The organism is Streptomyces sp. YS-3 (assembly GCF_045257485.1).
GTDB lineage: Bacteria > Actinomycetota > Actinomycetes > Streptomycetales > Streptomycetaceae > Streptomyces.
Genome location: NZ_JBJHPC010000137.1, coordinates 1 through 13855, shown reverse-complemented (window position 1 = coordinate 13855; position 13855 = coordinate 1). Strand labels below are relative to the sequence as shown.

The window sequence follows — 13855 nt, the reverse complement described above, 5'->3', positions numbered from 1 at the left end:
TCCCTGCGCCTGTCCCTGGCGGACCCGGCGGCGGCGCGACCACCGGGACGCCGGCCGCCGCCGGGTCCGCCAGGGACAGGCGCAGGGACGTCACGGCCACGCCCGGCACCGGCGCGCAGGCCGCCCGCAGCACCGCCCCGGCCGCCCGTTCCGTCACCCACGCGCCGTCCGCCGCGTCCCCGAGCGGCAGCAGCCTGCCCAGGGCGAGTCGGCGGCGTACCTCCGTGCTCCATGCGTCTGGGGTCATTGCTCCACCCTGCCGCATCCCGGGCGCGAGACGGGGCAACCGCGCTTAGTGTGGGCAACTGAGGGGAGGGGGAAAGCCGAAAGGGATGAACGCCATGAGCGACACCATGGGAAGCAGCCGCCCCGAAATGTCCGGCCCGGGTGACCGGGAGGCCGAGGGCGGGATCGGCGGGACGAGAAAGAGTTCCCCGGCCAGGCGCGGCGGTGGCGACCCCGGCACGCGCGGGCGCACCACCATCGCCGACGGCGTGGTGGAGAAGATCGCGGGGCTCGCGGCCCGCGAGGTCGACGGTGTGCACGCGATGGGCAGCGGGCTGTCCCGTACGTTCGGCGCGGTGCGCGACCGGGTGCCGGGCGGCGGCAAGGCCGCGGTGGCGCGCGGGGTGAAGGCCGAGGTCGGAGAGGTCCAGACGGCACTCGACATCGAGATCGTCGTCGATTACGGCGTGTCGATCTCGGATGTGGCCCGTGCCGTACGGGAGAACGTGATCGCGGCCGTGGAGCGGATGACCGGTCTTGAGGTCGTCGAGGTCAACATCGCGGTGAGTGACGTGAAACTGCCGGACGAGGAAGAGGACGAGCCGGAGCCGCGGCTCCAGTGAGACCCCCGGTGCGGCCCGGCCCCGACGAGAAGCGACTGAGGAGCTCAGAATGAGCATGGCGGTGATCGGACTGGTGGCCGGCATGGCGCTCGGCTTCGCCGGATACTTCGGCGGATTCGGGGCGTTCCTGCTGGTCGCGGCGTTGGGCGCGATCGGGTTCGTGGTGGGCAGGTTCCTGGAGGGCGATCTCGAACCCGGGGACTTCTTCCGTCCCCGGGACCGCGGCGACCGGCTGAGGTGACGCGCTCCGATGACGGTGTCGTCGACGGCGTCGCCGGGCTCCGCCGGCTCCGGCGCGCCCGCGCGGGCCACGCCCCCGGCTCGTATCGCGCCCGCCGAGCGCGGGGCGACACGGATCGCCGACCGGGTGGTGGCGAAGATCGCCGCACAGGCGGCGCGCGAGGCGCTGGGCGCGCCCCCTGAAGGCGGCAGCGCGCCCCACGCGGCGGTCACGGTGCACCAGGAGGTGGCCCGGGTCCGGGTCAGCCTGGAGCTCGGCTACCCCTCCGACCTCGGCGCCCAGTGCGGCGCGGTGCGTCGGCAGGTGGCCGAGCGGGTAAGGGCGTTGGCGGGCATGGAGGTGCCCGAGGTGGCGGTGCAGATCGAGCGCCTGCACGCGGCGCACACCGGTACGGGTGACCGGGGGAGGATCGCATGAGCGAGACCGGCGGGCCGGGACGGGACGACGCGTACGGCGGTGACGACGGCGCCACCCGGCCGCTGCCCGTCGTCATGGAGAAGACCCCGGGAACGGGCGAGGGCGGGCTCGACCAGTCGCGGTCGTCCGCCGCCTACGACCCCGTACCGGTCCTCGCCGAGGACGGGGGCGGCCGGGCCGGGCGCTTCTGGTCCGCGCGGCGGGTCCCCGCCACGCTGGTGGCCCTGGTCGTCCTGGCGGTGTCCGGGCTCCTGCTGTACGACATCGCGGCCGTCCGCGCGGACCGCCCCGCGATGCGCTGGCGCCGCGAGCTCGCGCACTGGCTGGCCCGGCACACCGTGGACGACGTGGTGGTGCTCATCGGCGCCGGGGTCGCGGTGGTCCTCGGCCTCTGGCTGGTCGTGCTGGCGCTGACACCGGGGCTGCGGGACGTACTCCCGATGCGGCGCACCTCGTCCGGGGTGCGCGCCGGGCTCGACCGCTCCGCCGCCGCGCTGGTGCTGCGGGACCGGGCGATGGAGGTCCCGGGCGTGCAGTCGGTGCGGGTCAGGACGGGCCGCGCCAAGGTCGCCGTACGGGCCGTCTCGCACTTCCGCGAGCTCGACGACGTACGGGCCGACCTGGACGCCGCGCTCGGCGCGGGTATCAAGGAGCTCGGGCTCGCCGGACAGCCCGGACTCTCCGTACATGTGGGCCGTGCCGCCAGGAAGAGGTGACCCATGCTCAGGACGGTGAACCGGGTGCTGATCGGCCTCGCCGGGCTGGCCCTGACGGCGGTGGGCGGCGCGGTCCTCGCGGCCGGGGCCGGTCTGCCGGTCCCGTCGTGGTGGCCGTGGACGGACACCGACGACGTCCTGCTCGACCGGGCCCGCCGGGAGCGCTGGCACGACCACGGCTGGTGGTGGCCGACGGTGATCGCGGCGCTGGCCGTCCTGCTCCTGCTCACCCTGTGGTGGCTGCTCGCCCAGATGCGCCGGGCACGGCTGGCCGAGGTCCTGGTGGACTCGGGCGACGGCGAGGGCGCGCTGCTGCGGGGCCGCGCCCTGGAGACGGTGCTCGCGGGCGAGGCGGAGGCGCTGCCGGGCGTGGCCCGCGCCCAGGCGACCCTGCACGGCCGCCGCACCACGCCCGCGGCCCGGGTGGCGCTGCTCCTGGAGCCCCACGCGGCCCCCGCCGAAGCCCTCTCCCGTCTCACCGCGGAGTCCCTGGCCCACGCCCGCGACTCGGCGGGTCTCGCGGCCCTGCCGGCCGAGGTCCGGATGCGCGCGGTCAAGCACCGGGCCCACCGGGTGACCTGACCCCGGACCACAGCGGACCGCCCCGGTCCCGCTCCAGCCTTCGCCGGACCCGCGCCGCCCGTCCCGACACCCGGCGCGCGGCGCGCCGCTCGCCCATGGTGTCGAGGAGCGCGGCGAGGGTGCTCAACCCGGCGGCCAGCGCCGGGCGGTGGGCGGCGGGGTCCTCCCGGGCCAGCCGGGCGTAGAGCGCCACGCTCTCCTCGGCGGCCTCCCGCGCGGCCCCGTACCGCTCCAGCGCGCCCAGCACCGAGGCCAGGGCGGCGAGCGCGGCGGCCGGGGGTTCGCGGTGGGCTTCGGGGCGTACGGCCGCCAGCTCGCGGTGGACGGCCACCGACCGCTCGGCGGGCCCGAGCGCCTCCTCGTACCGCCCGGCGTGGGCGAGCAGGGCGGCGTGGCCGGCGAGCGCCTCGGCGAGGTCCTGCAGGTAGATGCCGGGCCGGGCGGCGGCCAGCCACTCGGCCAGGGCGAGGACGTCCGCCGAGGCGGCCAGCACCTCGTCGTACCGGGCGGTGAACTCCGGCTCCGCCATGAGGCGTTCCTACCGCCTCGCGGAGCCGGGCGCCAGTGGCCGGCCGGTCTCAGAACCCGTGCCGGGCCCCGCCGTCCACCGGCAGCATCACTCCCGTCAGATACGACGCGGCGGGCGAGAGCAGGAACGCGGCCGTGCGGCCGAACTCCTCGGGGGTGCCGTAGCGGCGCAGCGGAATCCGGGACTCGTTGGCCGTACGGGCGGCCTCCGCGTCGCCGGAGAGCGCGTCCAGCTCGCGCACCCGGTCGGTGTCGATACGGGACGGGAGCAGCCCGACCACGCGGATGCCGCGCGGGCCCAGTTCGTCCGCGAGGGACTTGGCGAAGCCCGCGAGGCCAGGGCGCAGGCCGTTGGAGACGGTCAGGCCGGGGATGGGTTCGTGGACCGAGCCCGACAGGACGAAGCCGATCACCCCGCCCTCGTCCAGCTCCTCCGCCGCCGTGCGCGCCATCCGCACCGCGCCCAGGAACACCGACTCGAAGGCGGCGCGCCACTGCTCGTCGGTGTTGTCGGCGACGAAGCCCGGCGGCGGTCCGCCCACGCTGATCAGCACGCCGTCGAAGCGGCCGAACCGTTCGCGGGCGGTGGCGATCAGGCGGGAGGCGGCGGCGGGGTCGGCGTTGTCGACGGCCGCGCCCAGCGCGTTCGGGCCCAGCTCCCCGGCCGCCGCGGTCACCGCCTTCTCGTCGCGTCCGCTGACCACCGTCTTCGCGCCGTCGGCGGTGAGCGCCCGCGCGGCGGCGAGGCCGAGGCCCCGGGAGGCGCCGGTGACGACGTAGACGCGGTCCTTCAGTCCAAGATCCATGCGCCTATCCTGCCTCCAGCCCCATCGCGGTCGCCACCAGTCCGATGTGGCTGAAGGCCTGCGGGAAGTTGCCCAGCTGCCGGCCGGCCGCCGGGTCGTACTCCTCGGCGAGGAGCCCCACGTCGTTGCGGAGCCCGAGGAGCCGGTCGAACAGCTCCCGCGCCTCCTTCTCGCGGCCGGTCAGCCGCAGCGCGTCGGCCAGCCAGAACGAGCAGACCAGGAAGGTGCCCTCGTCGCCGGGGAGCCCGTCGACCGTGGTGCCCTCGGTGGTGTAGCGGCGTACGAAGCCGTCGTGGCCCAGCTCGGCGCGGACCGCGTCGACCGTGCCGATCACCCGCGGGTCGTCGCCCGGCAGGAAGCCGACCCGGGGGATGAGCAGGGTTGCCGCGTCCAGCTCCGCGGACCCGTACGCCTGGGTGAAGGTGTTCCGCTCGGCGTCGAACCCCTTCTCGCACACCTCCCGGTGCACCTCGTCCCGCATCCGCCGCCAGCGCTCCGCGTCCCCGCGCCGGGACGGGTCCGACTCCAGGGCCTTGACCGCGCGGTCCGCGGCCACCCACGCCATCACCTTGGAGTGCACGAAGTGGCGGCGCTCCCCGCGCACCTCCCACAGCCCCTCGTCCGGCTCGCGCCAGCGGGCCTCCAGGAAGCCGAGCAGGCTGAGTTCGACGTTCCAGGTGTGCCGTTTGGCGGCCATGCCGGAGGTGCGGGCCAGATGGAGGGAGTCGATGACCTCGCCGTACACGTCGAGCTGGAGCTGTTTGACGGCGGCGTTGCCGATCCGGACCGGCGCGGAGTCCAGGTGGCCCTTGAGCCAGGGCAGCTCGATCTCCGGCAGGCGCCGCTCGCCGCCGAGGCCGTACATGATCTGGAGGTCGGCCGGGTCGCCCGCGACCGCGCGCAGCAGCCAGTCGCGCCAGGCCGCCGCCTCTTCGAGGTAGCCGGCCGAGACCAGCGCGTCCAGCGTCAGCGTCGAGTCGCGCAGCCAGCAGTAGCGGTAGTCCCAGTTGCGTACGCCCCCGATCTCCTCGGGGAGCGAGGTGGTGGGGGCGGCGACGATGCCACCGGTCGGCGCGTAGGTGAGGGCCTTGAGGGTGATCAGGGAGCGGACGACGGCGTCCCGGTAGGGACCGGAGGCGCGGCACTTGCCGGCCCATTCGCGCCAGTCCTCAAGGCTCTGCTCCAGCGCCTCGTACGGATCGATTATCGACGGGCGGGGCTCGTGCGAGGGGTGCCAGGTCAGCACCATCGCGACCTTCTCACCGGCGCCGACGGTGAACGAGGAGCGGGTGCTGAGCTGCTGCCCCCAGGTCTTGACCTGGGGGTCGGTGCGCAGCCACACCGAGTCGGGCCCGGCGACCGCGACCCGGTGGCCGTCGGCGCGGCGCACCCACGGCACCACCCGGCCGTAGTCGAACCGCAGCCGCAGCACGGAGCTCATCTCTACGCTGCCGCTGATCCCCTCGACGATCCGTACGACATCGGGCGCGGTGTCGCGCTGGGGCATGAAGTCGAGGATGCGTACCGTCCCGCTACGGGTCTCCCAGACCGACTCCAGTACGAGCGAGTCGTCGAGGTAGGCGCGGCGCGTGCAGTCCCCGGCACCCGCCGGGGCGATCCGCCAGTGGCCGTTGTCGTCGTCGCCCAGCAGCGCCGCGAAACAGGCCGCGGAGTCGAAGCGCGGCAGGCACAGCCAGTCGATGGAGCCGTCCCGGCCGACGAGGGCGGCGGTCTGGAGGTCGCCGATGAGGGCGTAGTCCTCGATGCGTTGGATGCGTCGCGTCACGCTCTGGCGTGTTCCCGCCCGGTGGAATTGTCAATCAGCCAGGTACGTCACTCCGTACGGCCGGACGCTTCCGACAGACGCGGACGGGGGCGCGACGGCGCGCGCGTCAGGCCGCCGCGGGCGCGGGCGCGGCCGTCTCGCCCTTCGCCGCGGCCTCGGCCCGGTCGCGCTTCTCGCGGCGGACCAGGATCACCCAGCCGACCGGGACCCCGGCGGTGAACAGCCACCACTGGACGGCGTACGCCATGTGCGGCCCGATGGAGGAGTGGTCCGGGGCCGGGATCAGCTCGGGGGAGTTGTCGGGGGGCTCGGGCGCGGTCTGCTCGATGTAGCCGCCCAGGACCGGGCGGCCGAGCGCCTTCTGCTGCTGGGCGCTGCTGATCAGCATCACCTGGCGGGGCGGCAGGCCCTTGACGTCCTTGATGCCGCTGGCCGCGGTCGTCTGGTSGGCCATCAGCCGTCCGGTGACCGTGACCTCGCCCCTGGGCGGGGCCGGGATGCGCGGGAACTCCGTCTGGCTGCCGTTGTCCGCCACCCAGCCGCGGTTGATCAGCACGGTGGGCCCGGCGTCGAGGACGAACGGGGTGAGGACGTGGTAGCCGACCCGGCCGTCGGCGGCGGTGCGGCGGCGCACCACGACCTCGTGGGCGGCGTCGTAGGTGCCGGTGGCGGTGACCCGGCGCCAGTACTGGGCGTGCGGGACGGTGTGGCCGGGGGAGGTGAGCTCGGTCACCGGGACCGGCTTCGCCTTCAGGTTGTCCGCGATGACGGTGTTCTGGGCCACGCGGTGCTGGTGGCGGTGCAGCTGCCAGAAGCCCAGCTCGATCATCGTGGGGATGAGGACGAGGGCGAGGAGGGTGACGAGCACCCACTGCCGGGACAACAGGAAGCGGTACACCCCACGACGGTACAACTCCGGCGCGGGGTGTTCTCACGGGGGTCGGGGTACGCGGGTCAGACCTTGTCGACGATGCCCACCTGGCCCTCCGCTCGGGCGCAGTGCCCGCCGCAGTACCAGCGCCCCTCGACCTCGACGCCCTGGCCGATGATCTGGACCCGGCAGTGTTCGCAGATGGGCGCCATGCGGTGGATGGCGCACGAGAAGCAGTCGAAGACGTGCACCGCGCCCTGCGCGTGCACCTCGAAGGACATCCCGTAGTCGTTCCCGCAGACCTCGCAACGTGCCATGCGCCACAGGGTGGAGCGCGCCGCGCCGTAACGCCGGGCGGCACGCCCGGCTGTCACCCGTCTGCCGGAGCCACGTCCCGCAGCAGCTGGGTGAAGGCCGCCTCGTCGATGACCGGGGTGCCGAACGCCTTCGCCTTGACGGTCTTGGAGGTCGCCGAGTCCGGGTCGTTGGTGACCAGCAGGCTGGTGAGCCGCGAGACGCTGCTCGCCACGTGCAGCCCGGCCTCGGTCGCGCGGTCCTCCAGGAGGTCGCGGTCGATGGAGGTGTCCCCGGAGAACGCCACCCGCATGCCCTGCTTGAGTGGTTTGTCCGCTTCATAGCGGCCGGGGTTGGGGTACGGGCACGCCGGCCGCTTGCGCGCGGGCCGCCAGCTCGAACTCCGTCCGTACGGCCCCGTCGCCTGGTAGCCGATGCGCGGGGTGGCCGGCCCGTCCGACCACTCGGTGAGCGGGCGGCATTCGAGCAGCGGCAGCCGCGCCCCCACCCGCGCCGCCTGGTGCAGGCTCGGGCGGAACGCCTCGGCCAGCACGCGCGCGTCGTCCAGCGCGTGGTGCGCGCGCTGCTGCACCACTCCGTAGTGCGCGGCCAGCGACTCCAGTTTGTGGTTGGGCAGCGGCAGCGCCAGCTCCTTGGAGAGCGCGATGGTGCACAGCCGCTGACGCACCGGCGCCGCGCTCTTCGCCCGTGCGTACTCCCGCGCGATCATCTGCCAGTCGAAGATCGCGTTGTGCGCGACCAGGACCCGCCCGTCCAGCCGCTCGGCGAACTCCCCGGCGATGTCCGGGAAGAGCGGGGCGCCCGCGAGGACGTCGGTGGTCAGGCCGTGGATCCACACCGGACCCGGATCGCGCTCGGGGTTCACCAGCGTGTACCAGTGGTCCTCGACATTGCCCTGGGCGTCCAGGCGGTAGACGGCGGCAGAGATTATCCGGTCGTCGCGGGCGAGGCCGGTGGTCTCCACGTCGACGACCGCGTACCCCTGCGGGTAGGCGGCCGGCCACGTGGCTGCTGCTGTCGTACGGTCGTCGAGCATGGTCACAGAGAATACGGGTCCGCACTGACAGTCCGACCGGCGCCCGTCAACGCGGCTGTGCGAGCAGGCCGTCCACGAGCGCCCGCACCGACGCGGCGAACAGCCGCTCCGCGTCCGGCGGCCGGGCCAGCGCGCGGGCGAGCTCCGGGTCCTGCCCGGCGGGCGCGGTGTGCCAGAGCTCCTCCTCGCCGGGGTGCTGGACCGGGGCGCGTTCGCGGTAGCGCTCGACCAGGACATGGCCGACGACCTGGAACTGGACGGCCCGCACCACCCGCGCGGCCGAGGTCCCGCGCAGCCCGGCCGTGTGGACCTCGTGGACCAGCGCCTGCTGGGCGGGGAGGAACATCCGCTCGGTCAGGCCGCGTTCGTGGACCAGCGCGATCAGATGGGGGCGCGCGCGCAGCTCCCGGCGCAGCGCCGTGGCGACCGAGACGATCCGGGCGGCCGGGGTGCGCCCGCGTGGCCGGATCTCGCCCAGCTCCCGCACGGTCCGCTCGACGAGCGCGTCGAGCAGCGACTCGCGGTTGCCGACGTGCCAGTAGATCGAGGTGACCGCGGTGCCGAGCTCCGCGGCCAGCTTGCGCATGGTCAGGGCGGCCGGGCCGTGCTGTCTGACCAGGGCCCCGGCCGCCACCAGGATCTCCTCACGGCTCAGAGACGTACGCGTCATGGCCCGCGCCTCCCAACTCCGGTTCCCGCACGGCTCTTTACCCTTCATCGGGCTCGGTGTAACTGTGTTACAGACCCGGGGGACCGCACTGCGAGGCACGACCCAGGAAGGGTGGTACGCCATGGCACGCGTACGGTACGGCGCGCGGACCGAGGACGAGATCCGGGCCGCGCGCACCGCGAGCTCACGTCTCCCCGACATCTGGTCCACCGGGGTGGTGGCCGTCTGGGAGAGCGACCCCGACGCGGTGGCGGCCGTGCTGCCGCCGCCGCTCAAGCCCGCCGGGGATTCACTCGTACGGGCCAACATCAGCCGGGTCGACCTGCCCGGCCATCCGCTCGGCGCGGGCTCGGTGGCGGTCTCGGCCGTGCACGACGGGCAGCCCGGCTGGTATCCGCTGGTGATGCCGATGACCCAGGAGCGGGCGCTGATCGGCGGCCGGGAGGTGTTCGGCGAGCCGAAGAAGCTCGGCGAGGTCACCGTCGAGCGCGACGGCCTGGTCGTACGGGCCGCTCTCGCCCGGCACGGCATCGCCTTCGTGGAGGTGCGCGGCGCGGTCGACCGGGCGCTGCCGCTGCCGGAGCCGGCGGAGAAGGTCGACTTCTACTTCAAGTTCCTGCCCGCCGTGGACGGCGAGGGCTTCGACGCGGACCCGGTGCTGGTGCACTGCGTACGCAACGAGAAGGTCCGCAGACTGGAGCGGATCACCGGCGACGTGGTGCTGCGCGAGTCCATGTACGACCCGGTCGCGGACCTGCCCGTGCGCCGCCTCGTGGAGATCACGATCGGTGAGAAGACCACCGACCAGCGGGGCCGGGTGGCGGAACGGGTCAGCGCGCGCGACCTGTTGCCGTACATCCACCAGCGCTACGACGACCCGGCGCAGATCCTCGACGGACCGCCCGCGGGGAGCGTGTGATGCGCCTCGCCGAGGGACAGGTCGCCGTCGTCACCGGCGCGGCGAGCGGGATCGGGCTCGCGCTGGCCCGCCGGTTCGCCGCCGAGGGGCTGCGGGTGGTCCTCGCGGACGTCGAGGAGGCGGCCCTGGAGAAGGCGGCCGGGGAGCTGCGCGCGGAGGGGGCACGGGTCCACGCGCGCGTGGTCGACGTCTCCGAACGCGCGTCCGTCCAGGAGCTCGCGGACGCGGCGTACGACACGTTCGGCGCCGTCCACGTCCTGTGCAACAACGCGGGCGTCGGCTCGGGCGCCGAGGGACGGATGTGGGAGCACGAGGTCAACGACTGGAAGTGGGCCTTCGCCGTCAATGTGTGGGGCGTCTTCCACGGCATCCAGGCGTTCGTCCCCCGCATGATCGCCTCCGGCGAGCCCGGCCACGTCGTCAACACCTCCTCCGCCGACGGCGGGATCGCGCCGCTGCCCACCGCCTCCGTGTACGCGGTCACCAAGGCCGCCGTCGTCACCATGACCGAGTCGCTGTACGCGCATCTGAAGGCCGAGCACGCGCGCGTGGGCGCGTCCGTGCTCTTCCCCGGCCCGCACATGCTGCGCACCGGACTGTGGGAGTCACACCGCAACCGCCCCGCCCGGTACGCCAAGGAGCGCCCGCGCAGGGCGCCCTACCGCAGCCTCGGCCAGTGGGAGGCGGCGATGCGGGAGGCCGGGCACGAGGTCGCGTTCACCCCGGTCGAGGAGGTCGCCGAGGCGGTCGTCGACGGCATCGCGGCCGACCGCTTCTGGATGCTCCCGCCGAGCGAGCACAGCGACCGGCAGATCAGGGCGAGGGCGCGATCGATGCTGGACCGGTCCGCCCCGTCGTACCTGGAGAGCTTCATCCTGGACTGAGGGACAGAGGAATCCGCCATGCCGCAGAACAGCACACCCGAAGGCGAGCACCACGACCCGTACCTGATCATCTCCTCCGACTGCCACGCCGGGCTCCCCACCGAGCGGTACCGGCCCTACCTCGACTCCCGCTTCCACCGGGACTTCGACGACTTCCTCGACGGGCGCGAGCGCCGCCGCGAGGAGATGACCCGGCTCGGCGTCCGCAACGAGGCCTTCGCCGAGAAGTGGTTCGCCGACAACGAGGAGGGCCTCCAGGGCGGATGGGACGCCGCCCGCCGGCTCAAGGAGCTCGACGGGGACGGGGTGGCCGCCGAGGTCGTCTTCCCCGACGCGGACGCCGTCGACAGCCGCACCGCCGCCCCCTTCGGTGTCGGTCTCGGCCTCTCCGGCGACCAGGACCCCGACCTCGGCATGGCCGGCGCGCAGGCGCACAACCGCTGGCTCGCCGAGTTCGTCGGCGGCGACGCCGACAACGCGGCACGGCACTGCGGGGTGGCCCTGCTGCCGGTGACGGGAGACGTCGACCGGGTGGTCGCGGAGATCCACCGGGCCAGGGAGTCCGGGCTCGGCGCGCTGATGATCCCCTCGATGTGGGTGGACAAGGCCCCCTACCACGACCGCCGTTACGACCCCGTCTGGGCGGCAGCCGCCGAGACCGCGATGCCGGTCCTCACCCACTCCGGCGCCGCGCCCCGCCACGAGTACGGCGACCACCTCGGCATCTACGTCAGCGAGGTCACCTGGTGGCCCGCCCGGCCGCTGTGGTTCCTGCTCTGGTCCGGCGTCTTCGAGCGCCACCCCGGGCTGCGCTTCGGGGTGGCGGAGTCGGGCTGCTGGTGGCTGCCGAACCTGCTGTGGTTCATGGACCGGCTCTATCTGGGCGCGCACGGCGGCAAGAAACTCTCGCCGTTCGCCGAACTCAAGCGCCCGCCCAGCGAGTACCTGGACCGCCAGGTCTTCGTCTGCGCCACCAACACCAAGCGGCGCGAACTGGCCCAGCGCTACGAGATCGGCGTCGACAACATCCTCTGGGGCTCCGACTTCCCGCACCCCGAAGGCACCTGGCCGCACACCCGGGAGTGGCTGCGCAGGACGTTCCACGACATCCCCGTCAGCGAGACGCGCCGGATGCTGGGCCTCGCGGCGGCGGAGGTCTTCGGCTTCGACACCGCGAAGCTGGCCCCGCTGGCCCGCCGCATCGGCCCGACCCCGGCCGAACTCGGCCAGAGCGAGGACCAGTCGGCCGTCGAGGCGTCCTGGGCGCGCTCGCGGGAGGTGGGGCGCCACTGGCTGACCGACCACGACTTCCCGGCCCTGGGGGTGTCATGAACGCCGACCGCTACACGGTCGTCTCGGCCGACTGCCACGCGGGCGCCGACCTCCTCGACTACAAGCCGTACCTGGAGAAGCGGTACCACGACGACTTCGACGCCTGGGCCGCCACCTACGTCAACCCGTACGAGGACCTGCTCGCCGACACCGCCGACCGCAACTGGAACTCCGCGCGCCGACTGGCCGAGCTGGCGGCGGACGGGATCGTCGCGGAGGTGGTGTTCCCCAACACCATCCCGCCGTTCTTTCCCTCCGCCTCCCTGCTGGCACCCGCGCCCACCCGGGAGGAGCTGGAGCAGCGCTGGGCCGGGCTGCGGGCGCACAACCGCTGGCTGGCCGACTTCTGCGCGCTGGCGCCGGGCCGCCGGGCGGGCGTCGCGCAGATCCTGCTGGGCGACGTCGACGCGGCGGTTGCGGAGGTCCACCGGACGAAGGAGGCGGGCCTGACCGGCGGCATTCTGCTCCCGGGCGCCCCGCCCGGCTCGGGCCTGCCCGAGCTGTACTCGGAGGTGTACGACCCGATCTGGGCGGCCTGCGCGGACCTCGGCGTACCGGTCAACCACCACGGCGGCTCCGCCTCGCCGCCGCTGGGGGAGGAGCCCGCGGCCCGGGCCGTCTTCATGGTCGAGACGACCTGGTTCTCGCACCGCGCGCTGTGGCACCTCATCTTCGGCGGCGCCTTCCGCCGCCACCCGGCGCTGCAGCTGATCCTCACCGAGCAGGGCTCCGGCTGGATCCCCGGAGTGATCGACATGCTCGACTACTACCACGAGCGCCTGGTCTCGGCGGCGACCCGGGCGGCCACCGCGGAGTCCAAGTTCGGTGCGGGCCTGGCCGAGTCCATGGGCAGGGGCCCCAGCCGCGTCTGGCGCGAGAACTGTTACGTCGGCGCCAGCTTCATGCGCCCCCACGAGGTGCCCCTGCGCGACCGGATCGGCCTCGACAAGATCATGTGGGGCAGCGACTACCCGCACGACGAGGGCACCACCCCGTACTCCCGCGAGGGCCTGCGGATCGCCTACGCCGGACTGCCGCCCGAGGAGGTGGCCGCGATGGTGGGCGGCAACGCGGCCCGCGTCTACGGCTTCGACCTGTCGCTCCTGGACCCGATCGCGGCGGAGGTGGGCCCGACCGTCGAGGAGATCGCCGAGCCGCTGAAGGAGATCCCGGCGGACGCGACGAGCCCGGTGTTCGCACGGGGCGGGTCGGTACGGGTGTGGTGAGGCGGGGGGTGAGACCCTTCGCCGCATGACGGAAGCGGAGACGGCCGAGGGCCACGACGAGGCCCACCGGGGCGGCCTCGGAACGCGTCTGAACTGGCTGCGGGCGGCGGTCCTGGGCGCCAACGACGGCATCGTGTCCACGGCGGGCCTCGTCGTCGGCGTGGCCGGCGCGACGGACGACCGCTCCGCCCTGCTGACGGCGGGCCTCGCGGGCCTGCTCGCGGGCTCGATGTCGATGGCGGCGGGCGAGTACGTCTCCGTGTCCACCCAGCGCGACTCCGAGAAGGCCGCGCTGGCGATGGAGCGGCGCGAGCTGAGGGAGGAGCCGGAGGCCGAACTCGACGAGCTGACCGGCCTGTTGGAGGACCGTGGCCTGAGCCCGGAGCTGGCGCGGGAGGCGGCGGAGCAGCTCACCGAGCGCGATGCCCTGCGCGCCCACGCGCGCGTGGAGCTGGGCATCGACCCCGACGAACTGGCCAACCCCTGGCACGCGGCGGGCGCCAGCTTCCTGGCCTTCACGGCCGGCGCGCTGCTCCCGCTCCTGGCCATCGTCCTGCCCCCGCCCCCGGTCCGCCTGTACGTGACGGTCGGCTCGGTCCTGGCCGCCCTGACCCTGACGGGCTGGTGGAGCGCCCGCCTGGGCTCCGCACCGGCGGGGGCGGCGGTGCGGAGCCCAGG

Annotated in this window: 17 protein-coding genes and 1 pseudogene; 10 read left to right on the top strand and 8 right to left on the bottom strand. The window is 74.0% G+C overall.

The window, feature by feature from the left end; translation table 11 throughout:
• Positions 1 to 247 (bottom strand): annotated as a pseudogene (locus ACJA3G_RS14300) (nucleopolyhedrovirus P10 family protein); the annotation flags it as partial.
• Positions 248 to 341: 94 nt separating this feature from the next.
• Here ACJA3G_RS14300 and ACJA3G_RS14295 point away from each other — a divergent pair.
• From ACJA3G_RS14295 to amaP, 5 genes are read left to right on the top strand one after another with little or no spacing between them, the layout of a single operon-like run.
• Positions 342 to 848, top strand: coding sequence for an Asp23/Gls24 family envelope stress response protein (locus ACJA3G_RS14295; protein WP_406553337.1), 507 nt, complete (start codon positions 342 to 344; stop codon positions 846 to 848).
• Between the two features lie 49 nt (positions 849 to 897).
• Positions 898 to 1089: a hypothetical protein gene (locus tag ACJA3G_RS14290; RefSeq protein ID WP_358831983.1), complete on the top strand. Its 192-nt coding sequence runs from the start codon at positions 898 to 900 to the stop codon at positions 1087 to 1089.
• Between the two features lie 9 nt (positions 1090 to 1098).
• Complete coding sequence (locus ACJA3G_RS14285) at positions 1099 to 1506, top strand: hypothetical protein (RefSeq protein WP_406553336.1); 408 nt, start codon at positions 1099 to 1101, stop codon at positions 1504 to 1506.
• A complete protein-coding gene (locus ACJA3G_RS14280; protein WP_406553335.1) occupies positions 1503 to 2222 on the top strand; it encodes a DUF6286 domain-containing protein in 720 nt (239 codons plus the stop codon). Before ACJA3G_RS14285 ends, ACJA3G_RS14280 begins: the two co-directional genes overlap by 4 nt.
• A gap of 3 nt (positions 2223 to 2225) precedes the next feature.
• The gene (gene amaP, locus ACJA3G_RS14275) at positions 2226 to 2804 is read left to right on the top strand and encodes an alkaline shock response membrane anchor protein AmaP (protein WP_406553334.1); all 579 of its coding nucleotides are present in this window, start codon (positions 2226 to 2228) and stop codon (positions 2802 to 2804) included.
• Here amaP and ACJA3G_RS14270 read toward each other — a convergent pair.
• From ACJA3G_RS14270 to ACJA3G_RS14240, 7 genes are all read right to left on the bottom strand, one after another.
• Complete coding sequence (locus ACJA3G_RS14270; RefSeq protein WP_406553333.1) at positions 2776 to 3333, bottom strand: tetratricopeptide repeat protein; 558 nt, start codon at positions 3331 to 3333, stop codon at positions 2776 to 2778. The genes amaP and ACJA3G_RS14270 overlap by 29 nt on opposite strands.
• A 49-nt stretch (positions 3334 to 3382) precedes the next feature.
• The gene (locus tag ACJA3G_RS14265) at positions 3383 to 4138 is read right to left on the bottom strand and encodes an SDR family oxidoreductase (protein WP_406553332.1); all 756 of its coding nucleotides are present in this window, start codon (positions 4136 to 4138) and stop codon (positions 3383 to 3385) included.
• Positions 4139 to 4142: 4 nt separating this feature from the next.
• The gene (locus ACJA3G_RS14260) at positions 4143 to 5924 is read right to left on the bottom strand and encodes a glycoside hydrolase family 15 protein (protein WP_406553331.1); all 1782 of its coding nucleotides are present in this window, start codon (positions 5922 to 5924) and stop codon (positions 4143 to 4145) included.
• A gap of 106 nt (positions 5925 to 6030) precedes the next feature.
• Complete coding sequence (locus ACJA3G_RS14255) at positions 6031 to 6822, bottom strand: SURF1 family protein (RefSeq protein ID WP_406553330.1); 792 nt, start codon at positions 6820 to 6822, stop codon at positions 6031 to 6033.
• Positions 6823 to 6878: 56 nt separating this feature from the next.
• Positions 6879 to 7112 (bottom strand): hypothetical protein, encoded by a 234-nt coding sequence (locus ACJA3G_RS14250; protein WP_406553329.1) that lies wholly within the window; start codon positions 7110 to 7112, stop codon positions 6879 to 6881.
• A gap of 53 nt (positions 7113 to 7165) precedes the next feature.
• Positions 7166 to 8152, bottom strand: a complete 987-nt coding sequence (locus tag ACJA3G_RS14245; RefSeq protein ID WP_406553328.1) for a DEDDh family exonuclease — start codon at positions 8150 to 8152, stop codon at positions 7166 to 7168.
• Between the two features lie 40 nt (positions 8153 to 8192).
• Entirely contained in the window at positions 8193 to 8816 is a 624-nt protein-coding gene (locus ACJA3G_RS14240; protein ID WP_406553327.1) for a TetR/AcrR family transcriptional regulator, read from the bottom strand.
• A 121-nt stretch (positions 8817 to 8937) separates the two neighbouring features.
• Here ACJA3G_RS14240 and ACJA3G_RS14235 point away from each other — a divergent pair, with 121 nt between their 5' ends.
• The 5 genes from ACJA3G_RS14235 to ACJA3G_RS14215 all read left to right on the top strand — a co-directional run.
• Positions 8938 to 9735, top strand: coding sequence for an acetoacetate decarboxylase family protein (locus tag ACJA3G_RS14235; RefSeq protein ID WP_406553326.1), 798 nt, complete (start codon positions 8938 to 8940; stop codon positions 9733 to 9735).
• Positions 9735 to 10619 carry an SDR family NAD(P)-dependent oxidoreductase gene (locus ACJA3G_RS14230; protein WP_406553325.1) on the top strand — a complete coding sequence of 295 codons (885 nt, stop codon included), beginning with the start codon at positions 9735 to 9737 and terminating at the stop codon, positions 10617 to 10619. The genes ACJA3G_RS14235 and ACJA3G_RS14230 overlap by 1 nt, the downstream gene beginning before the upstream one ends.
• Positions 10620 to 10637: 18 nt before the next feature.
• The gene (locus tag ACJA3G_RS14225; RefSeq protein WP_406553324.1) at positions 10638 to 11951 is read left to right on the top strand and encodes an amidohydrolase family protein; all 1314 of its coding nucleotides are present in this window, start codon (positions 10638 to 10640) and stop codon (positions 11949 to 11951) included.
• Positions 11948 to 13177 (top strand): amidohydrolase family protein, encoded by a 1230-nt coding sequence (locus ACJA3G_RS14220; RefSeq protein WP_406553323.1) that lies wholly within the window; start codon positions 11948 to 11950, stop codon positions 13175 to 13177. The genes ACJA3G_RS14225 and ACJA3G_RS14220 overlap by 4 nt, the downstream gene beginning before the upstream one ends.
• A gap of 25 nt (positions 13178 to 13202) precedes the next feature.
• A partial coding sequence (locus ACJA3G_RS14215; protein WP_406553322.1) for a VIT family protein occupies positions 13203 to 13855 on the top strand: 653 nt, incomplete at its 3' end.

Bases quoted from the DNA above. Each gene is read 5' to 3' on its own strand.
- ACJA3G_RS14295 (WP_406553337.1), top strand. From the start codon at position 342: ATGAGCGACACCATGGGAAGCAGCCGCCCCGAAATGTCCGGCCCGGGT.
- ACJA3G_RS14240 (WP_406553327.1), bottom strand. From the start codon at position 8,816: ATGACGCGTACGTCTCTGAGCCGTGAGGAGATCCTGGTGGCGGCCGGG.
- amaP (WP_406553334.1), top strand. From the start codon at position 2,226: ATGCTCAGGACGGTGAACCGGGTGCTGATCGGCCTCGCCGGGCTGGCC.
- ACJA3G_RS14235 (WP_406553326.1), top strand. From the start codon at position 8,938: ATGGCACGCGTACGGTACGGCGCGCGGACCGAGGACGAGATCCGGGCC.
- ACJA3G_RS14290 (WP_358831983.1), top strand. From the start codon at position 898: ATGAGCATGGCGGTGATCGGACTGGTGGCCGGCATGGCGCTCGGCTTC.
- ACJA3G_RS14230 (WP_406553325.1), top strand. From the start codon at position 9,735: ATGCGCCTCGCCGAGGGACAGGTCGCCGTCGTCACCGGCGCGGCGAGC.
- ACJA3G_RS14285 (WP_406553336.1), top strand. From the start codon at position 1,099: ATGACGGTGTCGTCGACGGCGTCGCCGGGCTCCGCCGGCTCCGGCGCG.
- ACJA3G_RS14225 (WP_406553324.1), top strand. From the start codon at position 10,638: ATGCCGCAGAACAGCACACCCGAAGGCGAGCACCACGACCCGTACCTG.
- ACJA3G_RS14220 (WP_406553323.1), top strand. From the start codon at position 11,948: ATGAACGCCGACCGCTACACGGTCGTCTCGGCCGACTGCCACGCGGGC.
- ACJA3G_RS14270 (WP_406553333.1), bottom strand. From the start codon at position 3,333: ATGGCGGAGCCGGAGTTCACCGCCCGGTACGACGAGGTGCTGGCCGCC.
- ACJA3G_RS14280 (WP_406553335.1), top strand. From the start codon at position 1,503: ATGAGCGAGACCGGCGGGCCGGGACGGGACGACGCGTACGGCGGTGAC.
- ACJA3G_RS14265 (WP_406553332.1), bottom strand. From the start codon at position 4,138: ATGGATCTTGGACTGAAGGACCGCGTCTACGTCGTCACCGGCGCCTCC.
- ACJA3G_RS14250 (WP_406553329.1), bottom strand. From the start codon at position 7,112: ATGGCACGTTGCGAGGTCTGCGGGAACGACTACGGGATGTCCTTCGAG.